Raw genomic sequence first — 17,416 nt, forward strand, 5'->3', positions numbered from 1 at the left:
TATTTCCTACCAATCATCGTCATCATTGTCATAAAGACCATTTGTAACAGCATCACTATCAAGTAAGAATAGAGAGTTATTTATTACTTTTTGACCTTCACTAAGACCGCTTAGGATTTGATACTTATTTGAAGATACTCTTTTTACTTTTACTTCAATTGGTTCAAATTCACTTTTTGAAATTGGTTCAAAAACATAATATTTGCTTGCTTTATTTAAAACAGCTGTTTTAGGTAAAGTAAGCATTGTTTCATGTGCAATCTCTACTTTTACTTTTGCAAACATATTTGGATATATTTTTTTATCTTTATTATCAATTATCATTCTAACATCAACTGTTTTGCTTGTTGAGTCTATGTTTGGATAAATAAAATCTATTTTTGATTCAACTGCTTGTTCTAATCCATCAAAATAGATTTTTGTTCTTTGACCTACTTTTATATCTTTTAAATCACTTTCATATATTTTTGCAATAACCCAAAGTTTATCTATATTTGCAAGTTGTAAAAGAAGTTTCCCTTTTTTTGCAAATGATTTATAGTTTATATTTTTTTGCAAGATTATTGCATCTATAGGAGAGTAAAAAGTCACATCTTTAAACTCTTTTTTTGAATTTTGAATTCTATTTATCTCTTTTTTATTAATAGCTAGAACTTCGAGTTTATCAAGTGTACTTTCATAAAGGTTTTTATCTAAATCTTTTGCTATTTTTAACTCTTTAGTTATATTATAAATATCATCAGAATAGATAGAAAAAAGTGCTTGGTTCTTTTTTACATCCATATATAATCTATTTGCATTTAGTTTTGTTATAAAGCCATCAAATCTTGTTACTATATCAACAACTTTATCTTCTATTATTAAGCTATTTGCATAAAATTCTTTGCTAAATGATACTTTTTCTTTTTTTACAGTGGTGATTTTTTTATTAAATAGTTGTTCAACTTCTATTATTTTTGCATTTATAAAAGTTAAGCTAATTAAACATATAAATAGTACTTTTTTCATCTATTTTCCTTCATAATAAATAGCTTTTGATAAAGCTGTGAAATATTTTGTTTTTTCATCTAATGCTGCAATTTTTAAGCTAATTGTTTTATTTAGATTTTGAATAATTTTTGTAGTATTATTTTTAAATCTATTGTTTATATTCAAACTTTTTTCAATAGCTTTTTGTAATGAAATAATATCTTTTGAAATTAACTCATGATTTTTATAGCTATTATCTAACTCTTTTTGTAAGATTTTGTTTGAAATAATAAAGTTTTGTTTTAAAGTTTGTAAATCATCTTTGGTTTTTAAGTATTGTAGTTGTGCTTTTTTTACTTTTATATTTTCTGTATTATAAATTGACAAAGGAATAGAAACAGAGACATTTACATAATCTTGAAACTCTCTTCTATTAAAATATGTAGCATTTAATTTAATATCAGATGTTTTAGAAGCCTCTTCAAAAGCTTCTTGCTGTTTATTTAATCTTAATTGTTGTTGTAAAGCTTTTATTTTAGGGTGATTATCAGATTTTAGTTTAATAAGTTTTTTATTAATTGTAGTATTTATATTTATATCTTTTATATTTTTATATGTTATCTCTTCTAAATTTAATTTAAGTGTTTGGATATTTGTATCTAAATTATTTAATACAATATCAAAACTCTTACTTGCAATTTTTGTATCAAATAAGGATTTTACATCTATATTAGAAGTTTGATACTTATAGTTTTGTAGTTTTTCAATTTTGTTTAAATTTTGTTTTTGTTTTATTATAAAATCTCTTTTTTCTTTTAAAATAGCTATTTTATATGCAAGTTCATAAATCTTTGATTTTAATAATAGCTTTTTATCCTCTAAACTAAGAGCCAAAATAGTTTTATTTGTGATTTGAATTGATTGATTAATTTCTAGTTTATCAGTTATAGGAATAGCTTGAGTTATCCCTATAGACTGTGCTTGCATTGGTTCTAAATCTCTTTTGTTATAGTTTTCATTTGTATGAATATCTGTTAAACCTAAAGACAAAGTTGGATTTGAATACTTTGTTGCAAGTAAGATGTTCTCATTTGCAATCATAATAGATTTTTCTATACTTTTAAGCTCACTATTTTTCAAAATAGCACTATTTACTAAAGTATCAATGCTATTTGCTGTTAGAGTTGATATAAAAAGAGTGATTACAAATAAAAACTTTTTCATTATAAGTTCACGCTTCCTCTTAAAGTATGAACTTCTCCATTAGAAGTTTTAAACTTTAGTTGATATTGCCATGTTCCACTCATTGATAAATTTACATCTAATTTATATTTATCTCCTACAAGCTTACCTTTATCTTTAAACTCCATATATGGCATACCTGGCATCTCTGGCATATAAAACTTTATTTTAGTTTTTGCATTAGTGATTTGTTTGCCATCTTTAAAGATTTGAACAAAGAAACTATTTTGTCCAACAACAAGTGATTTTTCAGATGTAAATTTTACATCATAGCCATTTTTATTTCCAGATTGTGAAATAGGTTCTGCATTTGCAATACCAAATGCTAAGATTAGAATAGAAAAAAGTTTTAAAAAACTTTTCATAAGAACTCCTTTTTGTTATTTTATAAGGAATTCTTACATTTTTACTGTGCAATTAACGTGGAATTTAAATTTAAAGTAAAAGTTGTGCCTTTATTTTGTGTAGAATCAACATTTATATCAATATTGTGCTCTTTACATATTGTATATACTATATTTAGACCTATTCCAAATCCCCCTTGAACACTATTTGCTCTATAAAATCTTTTGAAAATATCTTTTAAATTTTTTTTATCAATACCTGTACCTGTATCACTTACAATAAATTGATTATTTTTCAAAATAATATCTACTGAACCACCTATTTTATTATATTTTATTGCATTAGAAATAAGATTATTACTTAGTCTAATAAAACTCTCTTTGTCTATAAAAAAAGAAGTTGATTCAATATCTGTTGTGATTTGCACTCTTTTTTTTGATGCTAAAGTTGTAAAATACTCTATTTGTTCATTTAAAATTTCATCAATTTTTAAAACCTTTGGTGACTCTTTTTTCTTCTCTTCTAAAAATAGATAAATTAGGTCTTTATATATTTCTGAAATTCTTTTTGCACTTAGGTTTATTCTTTGTAAGTTTTTTTCACTAAGTGATGAACCTTTGCTTGTACACATTAAAATAGCAGTAATTGGGGTGTTTAATTCATGGGTTGTATCTTTTATAAAGTTATTTAATTTTAGCCTTTCATTTGTAATAGGTTTAATAAACATCTTTGCAAGATAAAAACCAGTTATAAATAAAAATGCAAAAATTAGTAAAAAGGATATAAAAATCTTCTCTTTTAATTCAAGTATTTTTTTATGAAAGAAATTCTCTTTAATAACAACATAATTTATTCCTAAATGTCCCAATGCAGAATCATCAATTAAAATAAAACTGTTTCCATATTGATTTATCTTTTTTGTAAAATCAATCTTATCTTCAATATTCCCTACAAGTTTTTCATGCTTGTTATTATAAAGTGCAAAATCAAAATCAATATTTTTTCTAATCTTTTCAGGATTTATTTTTTGATTTGTCATATGTGCATAGATTATGGTTGAAGATATTTTAGAGGCAACACTTTTCATATTTGAAGTTATCAAATCATAATATAAGTTTGACTCTACTTTATAAAAAAGCCAAGCAATAATAGTAAGTAAAATAAACGATGAACCAAGATATAGGCTCAAAAATCTAACAAGTGCAGATTTTTCACTTCTTGTTAAAACTATAACCAACTCCTTTTTTTGTTTGTATATACTCATCACTTAAAATTTTACGAAGATTTTTTATATATGTTCTAAGTGTTGAAGAACTAGGAGTATCTTCATATCCCCAAACATTAGATATCAACTCTTCATGGGGTATTATTTTATTTGCATTATTTACTAAATAAATAAGTATCTTAGCCTCTTTTTGTGGAAGATGATGAATAATACCATCATTATTTAAAATTAAATCTTGAGTATTAAAAGTAATATTCTCTTCAATTTGTAAAATATTTGCATTTATATTAAATATTTTTTTTATATTTTCAATTCTTAATCCTAACTCTTCAAGTTCAAAGGGTTTTTTGATATAGTCATTGCAACCTACATCAAAGCCTTTTTTCAAATCATCAATTTGATTTAGTGAAGTAATAAAAATAGATGGAGTTGTAATACCCTCATCTCTTAATCTTTTTAAAATTTCAAAACCATTTATATTTGGTACATTTACATCTAAAAGTAATAAATCATAGATATTTGAAAATAGATATGATAATGCGTCTTCTCCATCATAAGTTGAAGTTACTTCAAAATCTTTATTTTCAAGATATTCTGTGATTATTTCATTTAATATAAGGTCGTCTTCTAATAATAGTATATTCATAATTAATCCTAAAAGTTAAGGTAAGTATAACATAATAATAAATAAGATTTCTACACAAACAATACACATAAGTATTCTATAATGCTTTTGTATAAAAATGACACGAAGGAGACAATATGAAGTTAACAGCAAAATTACTAGCAGGCTTATTTTTAGCAGTGGGATTATTAAATGCAACGCCTTACTCTTTAGATAAAGCACATTCAGAAGTAGGTTTCTCGGTTAAGCATCTTATGATTACAAAAGTAAATGGTCAGTTTAAGAAGTTTGATGCGAATATAGATTTTGATTCTAAAACAAAAGTTTTCAAATCATTAAACGCAACAATAAAAACAGAATCAATAGATACAGGTATTGAAAAAAGAGATAATCACCTAAGAAGTGCAGATTTCTTTTTAGCAAAAAAATATCCAGAACTTAAATTTGTTATGAAAACTTATATTAAAAAAAGTGATGACGAAGGTGTTATGATTGGTGACTTGACAATAAGAGGAATTACAAAAGAGGTTAAATTAGAAGTTGAAATTGGTGGTACAATCAAAGACTTAGAGGGAAATAATAGAGTAGGGTTTTCACTTGAGGGAGAGATTAATCGTACAGATTTTGATTTGAAATGGAATAAAGCTTTAGAGTTTGGTGGAGTAGCTGTTAGTGAAAAAGTTGAATTAGAAGTTGAAGCTCAAGCAGTAGAAAAGTAGTTTAAGGAAAAAACATGAGAAGTAATACAAAATTAAAACTAGCAGGTATGATGCTAGGAGCTGCTCTTACATCAACAACAGCAGTTGCTGCAAGTAGTGGTTCTTGTGGCGCTGGCAAGTGTGGTGGCGATATGAAGAAAGTAGAGAAAAAAGGCTCATGCGGTTCTGGTAAATGTGGAGCTGATATGCAAAAAGAGATGAAAGGTTCTACTGGTTCTGCTAAATGTGGTGGTGATATGAAAAGCAATGACATGAAAAATGACATGCACAACAATAGTATGAAAAAAGATAAAAAAGTTACTGGTTCTTGTGGTTCTGGTAAATGTGGAAGCTAACTAAGAGTTTTGTATGACTAAATTGAAGGGGTGTGGATTAGGTCTAAGAAGTGATTTTTTATTAGATTTAAAACATAACAATTTCTCACCTGATTGGTGGGAAGTTACTCCTGAAAATTGGATGCATATGCCAAGGGTTTATGAAAAAGCCTTTGAGCAAGAAGTATTCTCAAAACCTACCGTTGCCCATGGATTATCACTATCAATTGGTTCTATTGATAAATTAAATAAAGAGTTTGTTAAAAAGATAAAAGAGTTCTTAGATAGATATAATATTGAGTTTTATTCTGAACATCTTAGTTTCTCATCATTAAATAATATGCAAACATATGAGCTTTTGCCTTTGCCTATGACAAAAAGAATGGTAAATATTATAAGTGATAGAGTAAAAGAGGTTGAGGATATAATTCAAAGAAATTTAATCTTAGAAAATGCCACATATTACTTAATACCTTATGCAAATATGCGTGAAGTTGACTTTATAAATGAAGTATTGGAAAAATCAGGTGCTAAAATGCTTCTTGATGTAAATAATGTATTTGTAAATTCAGTAAATCACTCTTTTAAAGCAAGAGATTTTATCGACCAAATTGACAAAAGTAAAATTGCATATATGCATATAGCAGGACACTATTTTGATGAGGAGTCAAATCTTAGAATAGATTCTCATGGCATGCCAATTTGTAGTGGAGTTTGGAAACTTTTAGAGTATACTTTAAAGCAAATAAATGCCCCTGTGATGATAGAAAGGGATAATAATATTCCACCATTAAGTGAGCTTGAAAAAGAGTATCTGCACATGAAAAACATAGTAAAAGAAGTTCAAAATGGCTGATTTAGAAAGAGATATACAAGAAAATTTTATTAATATTGTTACAAAAGATAATAAAAAAGAGATCTCTTCAAAATATAAAGTTTATCAAAAGTTAGTTTACTATAGATATGAAGAGATTATAAAAAATAGTTTTTTAGAGTTTAAAAAGTATATTAGTGAAAAAGAGTTAGAAAACTCAATAAAAAAGTTTCTAAAAGAGCCTTGCACTACAGAGTTTGTTTGGCAAATTGCAAATGATTATAGAAAGTTTGTAAAGAAAAACAGACTATTTCATGATAGAAAATATCTTTATGAACTTTTGTATTTTGATTGGATTGAGATTGAACTAGCTATGCAAGAGTACAAAATAGAAGAGTTAAAAGAGTTTCATTATGAAAATAGCTATAAACTTTCAAATAGTGCAAGACTTAAGAAATTTAACTATGATATTTTAAATGCAAATATAGAAAAAAAAGAAGAGAATTTTGCAATTATTTATTATGATTTTAAAGATGATGAGGTTAAGTATAGACAAATAAACCCAGTGATATTTTATCTTTTACGAAAAATAGATAAAACTAAAAATATTCAAAGCCATCTTTTAGAACTATGTTTTGAAAATGATATAGAGTTTCAAGAAGCAAAAGATGTTTTGTTTGAGCCTTTAAGTGAGTTATTTCATAATAGAATCTTCGAATCTAAATAATATACTCATCTTTTATAAAAACTTTAATTTAATAATAGATATTATAAATAATGCAAAAGAACAATAATTTTTTAACAATTTTAAATAATCTTCCTGAAATCATTATTCTAGTAGTAAAAAACGACACAATAATTGATTCCTTTGGGCAGATAAAAGAGAAGTTTAATAATAGCAAATTATATGAACATTTTAGTAAAGTAACTTATAATAAACTTTTATTATTAAAATCAAAAAATATAGATAACTTGACTATATATTGGAATAGTAAAGATTATGAAGTTTCATATTTTGATGATACATATTACTTCAAAGATGTTACAAAGTATAGGAATTTATATTTAGAATTAAAAAAAAGTCTTAGAGATTTAAGGTCTAAAAAAGAAGAACTTCATGCAGTTTTTGATTTAGCAGGAAATGGTATCTCTATTTTAAATGAAGAGGGTACTTTTCTTTATGCAAATAAATTTTTTCAAACAATGATGGAGTATTCAATGGAAGAGTTATACAATGAGTCTTGTATATCTTTATCCTCTCCTGAATATGCACAGCCTAGTAAAAGTGCAGTACAAAGAGCTATTGAGGAAGGGATTGTTGAAAGATTTAGGAAAATATGTGTTACAAAATCAGGTAAAAAAATCAATGCTAGTATGTCTTTAAGTTATATTAAAAGTACAAATGAAATTGTGATGATTACTTCTGATATTACTTCTGATGTAAAATATCAAGAAGATTTAAAAAGAAGAATAAACAAAGAAGTACAAAGAAGAACTAAACAATATGAAATCATGTGTCATCAATCAAGACTTGCTTCAATGGGAGAGATGATTGAATCAATTGCGCACCAATGGAGACAACCTTTAAATAGTCTTGGAGTTATTGTTCAAGGTTTAAAACATTTAAACAATAGTGAAAATTTTGATTTTGATTTGTTAAATGAAATGGAAACAGAGATGATTGAAAAAATCAATTATATGTCTGAAACAATTGATGATTTTAGTAATTTCTTTAAAATTTCCAAAGAAAAAAAAAATTTTAATATATTAAATAGTGTAAAAGATACAATCAAACTAATTGATGTTCAATTAAAAAATGAAAATATAAAAATAAATGTAAATATTGAAGAGGGTGTAAACTTAGAACTTTATAGTTTAGAAAATGAGTTTAGGCAAGCTCTTTTAAATATAATACAAAATGCTTTAGATATTTTAATATTAAGAAAACAGTTAAATAGTTTTATTAATATTGATATTATTCAAAATGGAAACTTCACAGAACTTAATATCTCTGATAATGGTGGAGGTATTTGTATGAAAAATATTGAACAAATATTTAGACCCTATGTTACTACAAAAAAACAAGGAAATGGAATAGGTTTGTATATGTCAAAAGTGATTATAGAACATAATATGAAAGGAAATTTAACTGTGCAAAATAATCAAATGGGTGCAGTATTTACTATTTCCTTAAAATCAAAAGATGAAAATTAATGGAAAAATTACATACAAAACTACAAGCATTAACTTTATTAATTGTTGAAGATGATGAGAGTACATTAAAATGGCTAGAAAGAATACTCTCAATTTATTTTAAAGATGTAAAAGTTGCAAATAATGCAATGGATGCCTTTGCAATATTTAGAAAAGAAGATATTGATGTAATAGTTGCGGATATTCAGATTCCAGAAGTTGATGGTTTGCATTTGTTACAAAAAATTGCAAGTGTTAAGCCAAGTTGTATCAGAATAGTAATGACAGCTTTTAATAATCATATTTATTTAAATAGGGCAATTGATGCAGAAGTGGATTTTTATTTCAAAAAGCCAATAGATATAGATGAGTTATTGGTCTCTATTTCTTTAAGTATAAAAAATCAAAAGAAAATTATTGAGAAAATCAAACTAAAAAATAACTATGTATATGATTCTGTACAAAAGATGATAATAAATAAAAATTCAAAAATAAATTTAACAAAAAAAGAGTCCTTACTATTTGAACTTTTATATGAAAATAGAAACACAATTGTAAGTTTAGAGTATATAGAAAATTCAATTTGGGAAGAACCCACAACTAATGAAGCTATTAGAATGGTGATTTCAAGTCTTAGAAAAAAGCTTTATGAAAACTCAATCAAAAATATTAAAGGTTTTGGTTATAAACTTTGCATGAGTTAAATCTTATATTAATCTTACACTAATCTTATTATTTCCTTTTGTTCTTTTGTTAGAATTAATTATAAAAGGAGTTTCTATGAAGAAAAAAATTCTTATTGTGGGTGGTGGTACTGCTGGTACAATGACTGCAAATAATTTAGCAAGAAGACTGATGCACGAAATTGATAAAGATGAAATAGAAATTACAATGATTTCAGATTCAAAATATCATTATTATAGACCTGGTGCTATGTATGTTGCTTTTCACAAAGCATCAGGACATGAATTTGTAAGAGAACAAAAAACTCTTTTAATGCCAGAAATAAATTTCATAATAGATAAAGCAATACAGATAAAACCTAATGAAAATTTTGTAAAAGGGGAGAGTGGAACTATTTATAAATATGATTTTGTAGTTCTTGCTACAGGTTGTGAAGTAGCAGTAGATAGAATTCCTGGATTAAAAGAGGGTGGAAATTGGTTCTATTCATATGATGGAGCAAAAAAGCTAGCAAAAAAGCTTGGGCACTTAAAAAAAGGAAGAGTTTTAGTAACTGTTAGTTTTCCAAAAACTCCAAATGTTCCTTATCAATGCGGTATTGCACCTGTTGAAACGACGATTATGTTGCATGATTATTTAAAAGAACATGGAGTAAGAGAAGATGTTGAGATTATATATACTTATCCAAAAGTTGCACAAAGCATAACAGATGGACTTTTTATGCAAGGACCTACTTCTAAAGTTTTACCTTCTATTTTTGATGATATAGGTGTAAAGCATAAAACAAGTTTTACTTTAAACAAAGTTGATCCTGATAAGAAAATTGCTTATTCAGAAGAGGGTGAGGAAATTGAGTTTGATATTTTGATGTCAACACCTCCTTTTATTGCAACAAAATTTATAAGAGAATCAGGATTATCAAAAGCTATTAATGATGAGGGATGGTTACCAACTGATAAAAAAACTTTAAAAGTTAAAGGATATGAGAATATATATACTTTAGGAGATACAGTTGATTTACCAGTTTCAAAAGCAGGTGGAACAATACATAATCAAACAGATGTTGTTGCTGATAATATTGCCTCAGAGCTTAGATACGGCTATCCAACAGAAACTTATGATGGTAAAGTAATTGCAATTGCTCAGATGGGATTATCTTGCGGAATGCCACTTTGGTATGATTATGACGAAGATGTAAAACCTACTCCTTGTAGTAAACTTGGGAGTTTCGTAAGAAAAGGTTTTAATATGGGAATTTATTGGGCAGCAGCTCGTGGAATGGTATAGGAGAAAATAATGAGTGAAAAAGTAGAAGTTTTAAAAACAGAAGAGATGGAAAAACTTGAAGAGAAGTTCTCAATGCTAATACAAACTGGTAGAATAGATAATCTAATAGATCTATTAGCTGTTATATCAGATAATATTGAGATGACAACTGCTCCAATGGTTGATAAAATGATAGGTACAGTAGATAATCTTGCCACTGCAGGTTTTGTAACAGAAAATGCTGTAAGATATGCAAATAGAGAAATGAAAAAAAATGAAGTACCATCTTTATTTGGTTTACTTAAACTGTTAAAAGATGAAGAGACAAGAAAAGGCTTAGCTTTTGTTCTTCACTTAACAAAAGGTATCGGGAAGCAAGTATAGTTTTTTAAATAAACTTTCTATTTTTTAGAAAGTTTATTTAGCGTAACCTCTTTTAAAAGCTTTTGTGTATAAAAGTACGCAAAAATCGCAGCACTATAAATCATGATAAGAACACCAACCCAAAGATAGATATAATCTAAAGCAAGCCAAATAACTATAACATAAGCAATAGCATACTTAGCAATTAGTTGGCGATATAAAGCTATATACAAAATCATCTTAGGTCTTTTTATACCTTGAAGTGTTGATACACAAATAAATAGTATTACATAAGCATAAAAAACTAAAACTTCAATAACTAAATAGTCATATCCAAAGCCTATTACTATAGGATCTGAGTCAAATTGAGAAATAATAGTTTTACCAAAAATATATAAAAATATTATTCCAAAAGTAGCAATTATAAATCCATATTTTAAAGCTTTATTTACAGTTTCCATAACTCTATCATATCTTCTTGCTCCAAAGTTATTTGAAACAATAGAAAGAACAGCAGAACTAAGTCCAAGTGCTGGTAGAAGCATGATTTGCTCAACTCTAAAACCTACTCCATATCCTGCTACTGCTTTTACTCCGTAAAGTGATACAAAGTACATTAAAAACAAAGAACCAATAGACATAATAAGCATATTCATTGATGAGGGAATACCTTGATTTATAAGGTCTTTATATATCTTTTTATGGGGAAAGAAATAGTTTATTTTATTAAAATGTACAAGCTTAGTATCCATAACTTTAAGTAAAAGATATGAAGCATTTAAAAGTTGTATTAGTATAGTAGAAAGTGCTATTCCTTTTAAACCCATAGCAGGAACAAATAAAAAACCATATATAAATAAAGGATTTAATGCTAAGTTTGCAAAAAAACCAAATATTAAAGTATTTCTATAAGCTTTAGTATCTCCTTTTGATACAAGTATTGCATTAAGTGCAAAATTAGTCATGAAAAATATAGTTCCAGCTAAAATTATATATATATAATCAAGTGCCATTTGTAAGTATTCACCACTTGCACCCAATAGTTTAAATAAATAAGGTGAGATTATAAATCCAATTATTGTAAGTACTATTGCAAGCAGTTGCATAAAGAAAATACCTTTATGGGCATATATTGAAGCTAAAAAACTTTTAGAACGACCACTAGCATTTCCAATAAGTGCTGTAATAGCAGAAGAAAATCCATATCCTAATCCAATAATTGTAAAAAATATCATAAAAGATAGAGAAAGTGCAGAAATAGCTTGTGTAGAAATAAGTCCAGCATAAAATGTATCTACAACATTGTACATAGTATTAAAAAACATTCCCGTACTTGCAGGAATAGTTATTTGTTTAAGTAAGCTTGGAATATTATCATTAAGTAAATGGGATTTTTTTTTCAATTTATTTGTGTCTTTTCTTTTATTTTTTTAAAGGCATCTTCAAGTTTTTTAATTCTTTCTTCAACTTTTTTAACAGAAGATTCAAGAGTAAAACCTTCATCAAGGAGTTCTTTTATAAGAAGTATTTTTTTGATATTTAAATAATCAAACTTTCTAGTACCACCTTCTTTTTGACAAGAAGATATTATTATTCCTTTTTCTTCCCAATATCTTAATTTTCTTTGTGGTATCCCTGTTACTTCTGAAACATCACCTATAGTTACAAGTAATTGAGAAACTAATTTAGGGTCAAACAATTGTTCTATCATTTTATTCCTTTAGTAAATTAGGATACAATAATTGTAATTAATTTACAATTAAGGAAACTAATGTAAGAATTTACTTTCATAAATTGTAGATTATCTACAAAAAAGGATAGTAAATGACAAGAATATTTTTGATTTGTTTGATTATATTGAACTTACATGCTAAAAAAGAGGATAAAATGAATAATATATCATTAGAAAATAGTGGATTGGTATTGATAGAATATCAAAATGAGTGGCTTAATGAGGGAACTAAATTGTCAAAATTGATGAAAGATAAAATTCAATTTAAAAACTCAATTGAGAATTCTAAAAAAGTTTTATCTTATGCTAGAAAACTAGGCTTAAATATAATTCATGTTCCTCTTATGATAAGTGACGATTATAAAGAGTTTGGAAATAATGCCAAATACGGATTACGTGCAATTATTCCAAAAGTAAAAACATGGCAAGGAAATAATAAAGATTTTCATGAGGATTTCAAACCTTTAAAAAAAGAGTTTATTGTTTCAGGAAGAATAGGTGCAAGTGGTTTTGCTAATTCAAATTTGGATGCAATATTAAGAAATAATGGAATAGAAAATATATTTTTAATTGGGTATGCTACTAATGTTTGTGTAGATTCAACTATGAGAGAAGCACATGACAAGGGTTATAATACAACTATCATTTCTGATGCTACAAGTTCTTTTACAAAAGAGGAACAAGAACACTTTTTAGAATATATTGTTCATCATTTTGCAGCTAAAATAACAACACAAGAGTTTTTATCTCTAAAGCCGAAATAAATATTATAAAATTTTGATTCTAGAATTGATAGGTTAGATGAAAATAAAAAAATATCAATTTTTTAAAGATTAGAAGAGGAGATTAATCCTCTATTCTAATCATTGCTGGTTTTTGAGTTACTACTTTAGTATTTTCTAACTCTTCAATTGCTTTTAAAATATCTCTTTCAACTGAACTATGTGTTGAAAGTAAAAGATTTGATTTTTGATTACCTAAAGGTTTTTGTAGCATTTTTTCTATTGAAATACCACAATCTCCCAAGATTGAAGCTACTTTTGCTAAAACGCCTGTTTTATCTGCAACTTCTAATCTTAGATAATATTTTGTTCTTGTTTGGTTTTTATTTAATAATGAAAGTTTATTTCCATAATTTCTTTCAAAACCAAGCATTGGAGAGCCTTTACCTCGTCTTGCTATATCAACAATATTTGCAATAACAGCACTTGCAGTTGCATCACCACCTGCACCTGGCCCATAATACATTGTTTCACCAACTTTATCACCAATTACAGAAATACCATTCATAACTCCATCAACTTTTGCAATCATTTGATCTTTTGGAACAAATGCTGGATGAACTCTAAGTTCTACATTGTCATTTTCTCTTTTTGCAATACCAAGAAGTTTAATAGAGTAATTAAACTCTTTAGCAAATTCAATATCATAACTTGTGATATTTTCAATACCTTCAATTAATATATCTTCTGGTTTTGCATCAATTCCATAAGCAATAGAACCAAGAATTAGTAGTTTATGTGCTGCATCAAAACCACCTACATCAAAAGTTGGATCAGCTTCTGCATAACCTAAATCTTGTGCTTCTTTAAGAATATCCTCATATTTTACACCCTCATCAATCATCTTTGTAAGCATATAATTACAAGTACCATTCATAATACCTTGAATTGAAAGAATATTATTTGCAGTTAATCCTTCTCTTAATGCATTAATAATAGGAATACCACCTGCAACTGCTGCTTCATATTCAAAAGGAATATCTTTTGCAAACTCTTCAAGCTCATATCTATGATAAGCTAATAGCGCTTTATTTGCAGTTACAACTGATTTTCCTTTTTTTAAAGCTTTCTTTACAACTTCATAAGGCTTCTCAACTCCACCCATAAGTTCAACTACAATATCAATTGAGTCATCGTTTAAAACCTTATCTATATCATCAGTTAATTCAATAGATACATCTCTTTTTTTAGATAAATTATTTACAACTCCAATTGTTGGTATTAGTTCCCTTCCAGCTCTTGCAGTAATAATCTCTTTATTATCTTTTAAAATATTTGCTACACTTGAACCTACTGTTCCTACACCAATAATTGCTATTTTTAACATTTTCTATCCTAATAATTATAAAGTTTTTAAATATTTTTTTATATTTTTTGCTGCTTGTCTAATTCTTTTTTCATTTTCTATTAAGGCAATTCTTACATACTTATCACCATAATGCCCAAAGCCAATACCTGGACTTACTGCAACTTTAGCTTCTGTTAGAAGCTGTTTAGAAAATTCCATACTTCCAAGATGCATGGCTTTTTCTGGGATTTTTGCCCATATAAACATAGAAGCATTTGGTGTTTCCATTTCCCACCCCGCATCTTTAAATGCTTCTATCATAACATCTCTTCTATGGTTATATTTTTTAATATGTTCAGCTACACAATCTTGTGGTCCATCAAGTGCAACAGTAGCTGCAACTTGGATAGGTGTGAACATACCGTAATCAAGCCAAGATTTAATTCTTTTTAAAGCTCCTACAAGCTTTTCATTTCCAACTATAAAACCAACTCTCCAGCCTGCCATATTGTATGACTTTGAAAGAGTAAATGACTCAACTGCTACATCAATAGCACCTTTTGCTTGGAAAATTGATGGTGTTTTATATCCATCAAAAGTAATATCAGCATATGCAATATCAGAGATAATATAAAATCTCTCTTTTTTAGCTAAATCAACTAATCTTTGGTAAAACTCAGGTCTTACTGTTGCACAAGTTGGATTGTGTGGAAAGTTTACTAAAACATATTTTACTTTTGGAATAGATTCTCTTAATGTTTTATTTAATCTTTCAAAAAACAGATCTTCATCAACTCTATAATTTTGCTCATCAAATGGTAGTTCAAAGTTATGAATAGCTCCACCTGCAAGCATAAATGCATATGAATGTATTGGATAAGTTGGGTCTGGAACAACTGCAACATCTCCAACATTTACAATAGCTTGAATAAGATGAACATATCCCTCTTTACTACCCATTGTAGCACAAGCATGTTTATTAGGATCAAGATAATCAACCCCATATTTTCTTTTGTACCAATTACAAATAGCTAGTCTTAATTTATAAATACCAGCACTTGCACTATATCCATGATTTTTTGGTTTATCTGCTGTTTCTTTTAGTTTATCAACGATATGCTGAGGAGCTGGACCATCTGGATTACCCATAGAGAAATCTATAATATCTTCGCCTCTTCTTCTTGCATCCATTTTTATTTCATTAACTTCTGCAAACACATAGTTTGGAAGTCTTTTCATTCTTTCAAATTCAATTTCAGGAAACACTACTACTCCTTAATTATAATACTTAATCCACGCTTGATATTTATAAGCGTGTATAAGTCATCTATTTTTATATATTTTGTGTTTTGTGGCACTTCAAGAACTAACTTTCCATGCACCTTATCTTCTTTGATAAGTTTTAAAATATTTAAACTCTTATCATAAAATACAACTTTAGGGAACCAGTTATTTAGTATTTTTGATACAACTGTAATTTTGCTTGCATCACCTTTGATTTTTAGTAAATAAGGCTTAAGCGGTTTTCTTAAATATTTTTTTTCATCTACTGTTATTTGAATTGAGTTATTTAATGATGAAAATGTTGTATCAATGCTGTATTCCCATTTATTATCTCCCTCTCTTTTTATATCAGCAACTCTACAGTTTTGTTTATAGAGTTCATTTGCTAAAATGAGAGGGTCAATGGCGGCTTCTGTTTTCAGCTTGATTTCCCAATTTAGATTTTCTTTGTCATATTTTAATGTTTTTGTAAAATAATAGTAAAAGCCTAAAGATTTAAGAGTGTCTTTTAAAATTTTTAAAGATTTTATAGGGTCATGATTTGTATTGAATTTAATATAAACATCTTTTGGTCTATCTAATGATAGGTTTAAAAGACCATTGCTTTGAAGTTTTTTAATCACCTTAATATAATCAATATTTTCCCCAATTATATAATTGTGTTTATCTTTGAATATATAATTGATAAGATTTTTATGCTTAATGTAGTCAAACTTTCCAATTAAATTTGATATTTTATTATCAAGTATAGTTGAAGCTTGTAGTGTTAAAGCTAAAATTGTTAAGAAAAATATTTTTTTTATCATGGCCTACTTCTATTTTTTCAAATTATATATTAATATTCCTGCTGCAACAGATACATTTAAAGAGTTGAAATCATGTTGCATACCAATAGATACTTTCAAGTCAAGTTTTTTTTCAACTTTTTTTGAAAGACCTTTTCCTTCACTTCCTAAAAATAGTGCAACCTTATCAGATTCGTCTATTTTTCCATATTTTTTCAAGTCAGTACCATCCATCGTTGCACCAATAAGTGCAAAACCACACTGTTTTAGTTCATTTGCTAAATCAAGTGTATTAGGATATAAGGCAAAAGGAATATCAAGCATAGCTCCAGAACTTGTTCTTATAAGACCTGAATTATTAAGAGTTTTTACATTTGAAGCTACTATTGCATCAACACCTAGTGAGTATGCAGATCTTGCAATTGCTCCAATATTACCAACATCTGTTAGTCCATCTAAAACTAAAATAAAATTTTTTTCTTTTATTTCAGAAATATCACTGTACTCAAACTCTTTTAGTCTTAAAAAAAAGCCTTGATGATTTCCACCTTGCGCAAGGGCTTGTGCTTTTTTATTATCAAGTCTTATGACTTTTTTACCAAGTTTTAAAAATTTTGAGAATATTTTTTTATCTATCTCTTTTGAAAATAGAACCTCTTCAATTAAGTGAGGATGTTTATCAAGTACGTGTAGTACTATTTGTTTTCCATATATTATCATAGATAAGATTTTATCGAAAAAATCTTGATAAACCTCTTTAAAGTTAAGAATAAACAATTTAAAAGA

General features: G+C 27.1%; 20 protein-coding genes. 9 read left to right on the top strand and 11 right to left on the bottom strand.

Annotation, left to right across the window (positions count from 1 at the left end):
• Positions 1 to 6: 6 nt before the first annotated feature.
• From AMRN_RS00470 to AMRN_RS00490, 5 genes are read right to left on the bottom strand one after another with little or no spacing between them, the layout of a single operon-like run.
• Positions 7 to 1,008, bottom strand: coding sequence for an efflux RND transporter periplasmic adaptor subunit (locus tag AMRN_RS00470; RefSeq protein WP_099311396.1), 1,002 nt, complete (start codon positions 1,006 to 1,008; stop codon positions 7 to 9).
• Entirely contained in the window at positions 1,009 to 2,193 is a 1,185-nt protein-coding gene (locus AMRN_RS00475; protein WP_099311395.1) for a TolC family protein, read from the bottom strand.
• The gene (locus tag AMRN_RS00480; protein ID WP_099311394.1) at positions 2,193 to 2,576 is read right to left on the bottom strand and encodes a FixH family protein; all 384 of its coding nucleotides are present in this window, start codon (positions 2,574 to 2,576) and stop codon (positions 2,193 to 2,195) included. The genes AMRN_RS00475 and AMRN_RS00480 overlap by 1 nt, the downstream gene beginning before the upstream one ends.
• A 41-nt stretch (positions 2,577 to 2,617) precedes the next feature.
• Positions 2,618 to 3,793 carry a sensor histidine kinase gene (locus tag AMRN_RS00485; RefSeq protein ID WP_133116769.1) on the bottom strand — a complete coding sequence of 392 codons (1,176 nt, stop codon included), beginning with the start codon at positions 3,791 to 3,793 and terminating at the stop codon, positions 2,618 to 2,620.
• Positions 3,768 to 4,427, bottom strand: coding sequence for a response regulator transcription factor (locus AMRN_RS00490; RefSeq protein WP_099311392.1), 660 nt, complete (start codon positions 4,425 to 4,427; stop codon positions 3,768 to 3,770). Before AMRN_RS00490 ends, AMRN_RS00485 begins: the two co-directional genes overlap by 26 nt.
• 116 nt (positions 4,428 to 4,543) lie before the next feature.
• On the opposite strand from AMRN_RS00490, the gene AMRN_RS00495 reads away from it, so the two are divergent.
• From AMRN_RS00495 to AMRN_RS00530, 8 genes are all read left to right on the top strand, one after another.
• Positions 4,544 to 5,125 (top strand): YceI family protein, encoded by a 582-nt coding sequence (locus AMRN_RS00495; RefSeq protein ID WP_099311391.1) that lies wholly within the window; start codon positions 4,544 to 4,546, stop codon positions 5,123 to 5,125.
• A gap of 14 nt (positions 5,126 to 5,139) precedes the next feature.
• On the top strand, positions 5,140 to 5,460 hold the full coding sequence (locus tag AMRN_RS00500; protein ID WP_191282146.1) for an HvfA family oxazolone/thioamide-modified RiPP metallophore: 321 nt from the start codon (positions 5,140 to 5,142) through the stop codon (positions 5,458 to 5,460).
• A 13-nt stretch (positions 5,461 to 5,473) separates the two neighbouring features.
• Positions 5,474 to 6,295: an MbnB/TglH/ChrH family RiPP precursor modification enzyme gene (locus AMRN_RS00505; protein WP_099311390.1), complete on the top strand. Its 822-nt coding sequence runs from the start codon at positions 5,474 to 5,476 to the stop codon at positions 6,293 to 6,295.
• Positions 6,288 to 6,980 (top strand): hypothetical protein, encoded by a 693-nt coding sequence (locus AMRN_RS00510; RefSeq protein WP_099311389.1) that lies wholly within the window; start codon positions 6,288 to 6,290, stop codon positions 6,978 to 6,980. The genes AMRN_RS00505 and AMRN_RS00510 overlap by 8 nt, the downstream gene beginning before the upstream one ends.
• Before the next feature lie 50 nt (positions 6,981 to 7,030).
• Positions 7,031 to 8,467 (top strand): PAS domain-containing sensor histidine kinase, encoded by a 1,437-nt coding sequence (locus AMRN_RS00515; RefSeq protein ID WP_099311388.1) that lies wholly within the window; start codon positions 7,031 to 7,033, stop codon positions 8,465 to 8,467.
• Complete coding sequence (locus AMRN_RS00520; RefSeq protein ID WP_099311387.1) at positions 8,467 to 9,150, top strand: response regulator transcription factor; 684 nt, start codon at positions 8,467 to 8,469, stop codon at positions 9,148 to 9,150. Before AMRN_RS00515 ends, AMRN_RS00520 begins: the two co-directional genes overlap by 1 nt.
• Positions 9,151 to 9,226: 76 nt before the next feature.
• Positions 9,227 to 10,417: an NAD(P)/FAD-dependent oxidoreductase gene (locus tag AMRN_RS00525; RefSeq protein ID WP_099311386.1), complete on the top strand. Its 1,191-nt coding sequence runs from the start codon at positions 9,227 to 9,229 to the stop codon at positions 10,415 to 10,417.
• Between the two features lie 9 nt (positions 10,418 to 10,426).
• Positions 10,427 to 10,780, top strand: a complete 354-nt coding sequence (locus tag AMRN_RS00530) for a DUF1641 domain-containing protein (RefSeq protein WP_079580295.1) — start codon at positions 10,427 to 10,429, stop codon at positions 10,778 to 10,780.
• Between the two features lie 17 nt (positions 10,781 to 10,797).
• Here the strand turns inward: AMRN_RS00530 and AMRN_RS00535 are convergent, their stop codons facing one another.
• Positions 10,798 to 12,162, bottom strand: a complete 1,365-nt coding sequence (locus AMRN_RS00535; RefSeq protein WP_228150833.1) for an MATE family efflux transporter — start codon at positions 12,160 to 12,162, stop codon at positions 10,798 to 10,800.
• On the bottom strand, positions 12,159 to 12,470 hold the full coding sequence (locus AMRN_RS00540; protein WP_099311385.1) for a MerR family transcriptional regulator: 312 nt from the start codon (positions 12,468 to 12,470) through the stop codon (positions 12,159 to 12,161). Before AMRN_RS00540 ends, AMRN_RS00535 begins: the two co-directional genes overlap by 4 nt.
• A 113-nt stretch (positions 12,471 to 12,583) precedes the next feature.
• Here AMRN_RS00540 and AMRN_RS00545 point away from each other — a divergent pair, with 113 nt between their 5' ends.
• Complete coding sequence (locus AMRN_RS00545) at positions 12,584 to 13,255, top strand: cysteine hydrolase family protein (protein ID WP_099311384.1); 672 nt, start codon at positions 12,584 to 12,586, stop codon at positions 13,253 to 13,255.
• A gap of 82 nt (positions 13,256 to 13,337) precedes the next feature.
• Here AMRN_RS00545 and AMRN_RS00550 read toward each other — a convergent pair whose 3' ends face one another.
• The 4 genes from AMRN_RS00550 to rlmB are packed head-to-tail and all read right to left on the bottom strand — an operon-like array spanning position 13,338 to position 17,350.
• Complete coding sequence (locus AMRN_RS00550; protein WP_099311383.1) at positions 13,338 to 14,600, bottom strand: homoserine dehydrogenase; 1,263 nt, start codon at positions 14,598 to 14,600, stop codon at positions 13,338 to 13,340.
• 15 nt (positions 14,601 to 14,615) lie between these two features.
• The gene (locus AMRN_RS00555) at positions 14,616 to 15,827 is read right to left on the bottom strand and encodes an LL-diaminopimelate aminotransferase (RefSeq protein WP_099311382.1); all 1,212 of its coding nucleotides are present in this window, start codon (positions 15,825 to 15,827) and stop codon (positions 14,616 to 14,618) included.
• 2 nt (positions 15,828 to 15,829) lie between these two features.
• A complete protein-coding gene (locus tag AMRN_RS00560) occupies positions 15,830 to 16,651 on the bottom strand; it encodes a hypothetical protein (protein ID WP_099311381.1) in 822 nt (273 codons plus the stop codon).
• Positions 16,652 to 16,660: 9 nt separating this feature from the next.
• Positions 16,661 to 17,350: a 23S rRNA (guanosine(2251)-2'-O)-methyltransferase RlmB gene (gene rlmB, locus AMRN_RS00565; RefSeq protein ID WP_079580299.1), complete on the bottom strand. Its 690-nt coding sequence runs from the start codon at positions 17,348 to 17,350 to the stop codon at positions 16,661 to 16,663.
• Positions 17,351 to 17,416 lie beyond the last annotated feature (66 nt).

The organism is Malaciobacter marinus, assembly GCF_003544855.1.
Classification (GTDB): Bacteria; Campylobacterota; Campylobacteria; order Campylobacterales; family Arcobacteraceae; genus Malaciobacter; species Malaciobacter marinus.

Coding starts and splice junctions, on each gene's coding strand:
- AMRN_RS00500 (WP_191282146.1), top strand. CDS start 5,140: ATGAGAAGTAATACAAAATTAAAACTAGCAGGTATGATGCTAGGAGCT.
- AMRN_RS00515 (WP_099311388.1), top strand. CDS start 7,031: ATGCAAAAGAACAATAATTTTTTAACAATTTTAAATAATCTTCCTGAA.
- AMRN_RS00520 (WP_099311387.1), top strand. CDS start 8,467: ATGGAAAAATTACATACAAAACTACAAGCATTAACTTTATTAATTGTT.
- AMRN_RS00525 (WP_099311386.1), top strand. CDS start 9,227: ATGAAGAAAAAAATTCTTATTGTGGGTGGTGGTACTGCTGGTACAATG.
- AMRN_RS00510 (WP_099311389.1), top strand. CDS start 6,288: ATGGCTGATTTAGAAAGAGATATACAAGAAAATTTTATTAATATTGTT.
- AMRN_RS00545 (WP_099311384.1), top strand. CDS start 12,584: ATGACAAGAATATTTTTGATTTGTTTGATTATATTGAACTTACATGCT.
- AMRN_RS00550 (WP_099311383.1), bottom strand. CDS start 14,600: ATGTTAAAAATAGCAATTATTGGTGTAGGAACAGTAGGTTCAAGTGTA.
- AMRN_RS00470 (WP_099311396.1), bottom strand. CDS start 1,008: ATGAAAAAAGTACTATTTATATGTTTAATTAGCTTAACTTTTATAAAT.
- AMRN_RS00560 (WP_099311381.1), bottom strand. CDS start 16,651: ATGATAAAAAAAATATTTTTCTTAACAATTTTAGCTTTAACACTACAA.
- AMRN_RS00505 (WP_099311390.1), top strand. CDS start 5,474: ATGACTAAATTGAAGGGGTGTGGATTAGGTCTAAGAAGTGATTTTTTA.
- AMRN_RS00490 (WP_099311392.1), bottom strand. CDS start 4,427: ATGAATATACTATTATTAGAAGACGACCTTATATTAAATGAAATAATC.
- AMRN_RS00495 (WP_099311391.1), top strand. CDS start 4,544: ATGAAGTTAACAGCAAAATTACTAGCAGGCTTATTTTTAGCAGTGGGA.
- AMRN_RS00530 (WP_079580295.1), top strand. CDS start 10,427: ATGAGTGAAAAAGTAGAAGTTTTAAAAACAGAAGAGATGGAAAAACTT.
- AMRN_RS00480 (WP_099311394.1), bottom strand. CDS start 2,576: ATGAAAAGTTTTTTAAAACTTTTTTCTATTCTAATCTTAGCATTTGGT.
- AMRN_RS00540 (WP_099311385.1), bottom strand. CDS start 12,470: ATGATAGAACAATTGTTTGACCCTAAATTAGTTTCTCAATTACTTGTA.
- rlmB (WP_079580299.1), bottom strand. CDS start 17,350: ATGATAATATATGGAAAACAAATAGTACTACACGTACTTGATAAACAT.
- AMRN_RS00475 (WP_099311395.1), bottom strand. CDS start 2,193: ATGAAAAAGTTTTTATTTGTAATCACTCTTTTTATATCAACTCTAACA.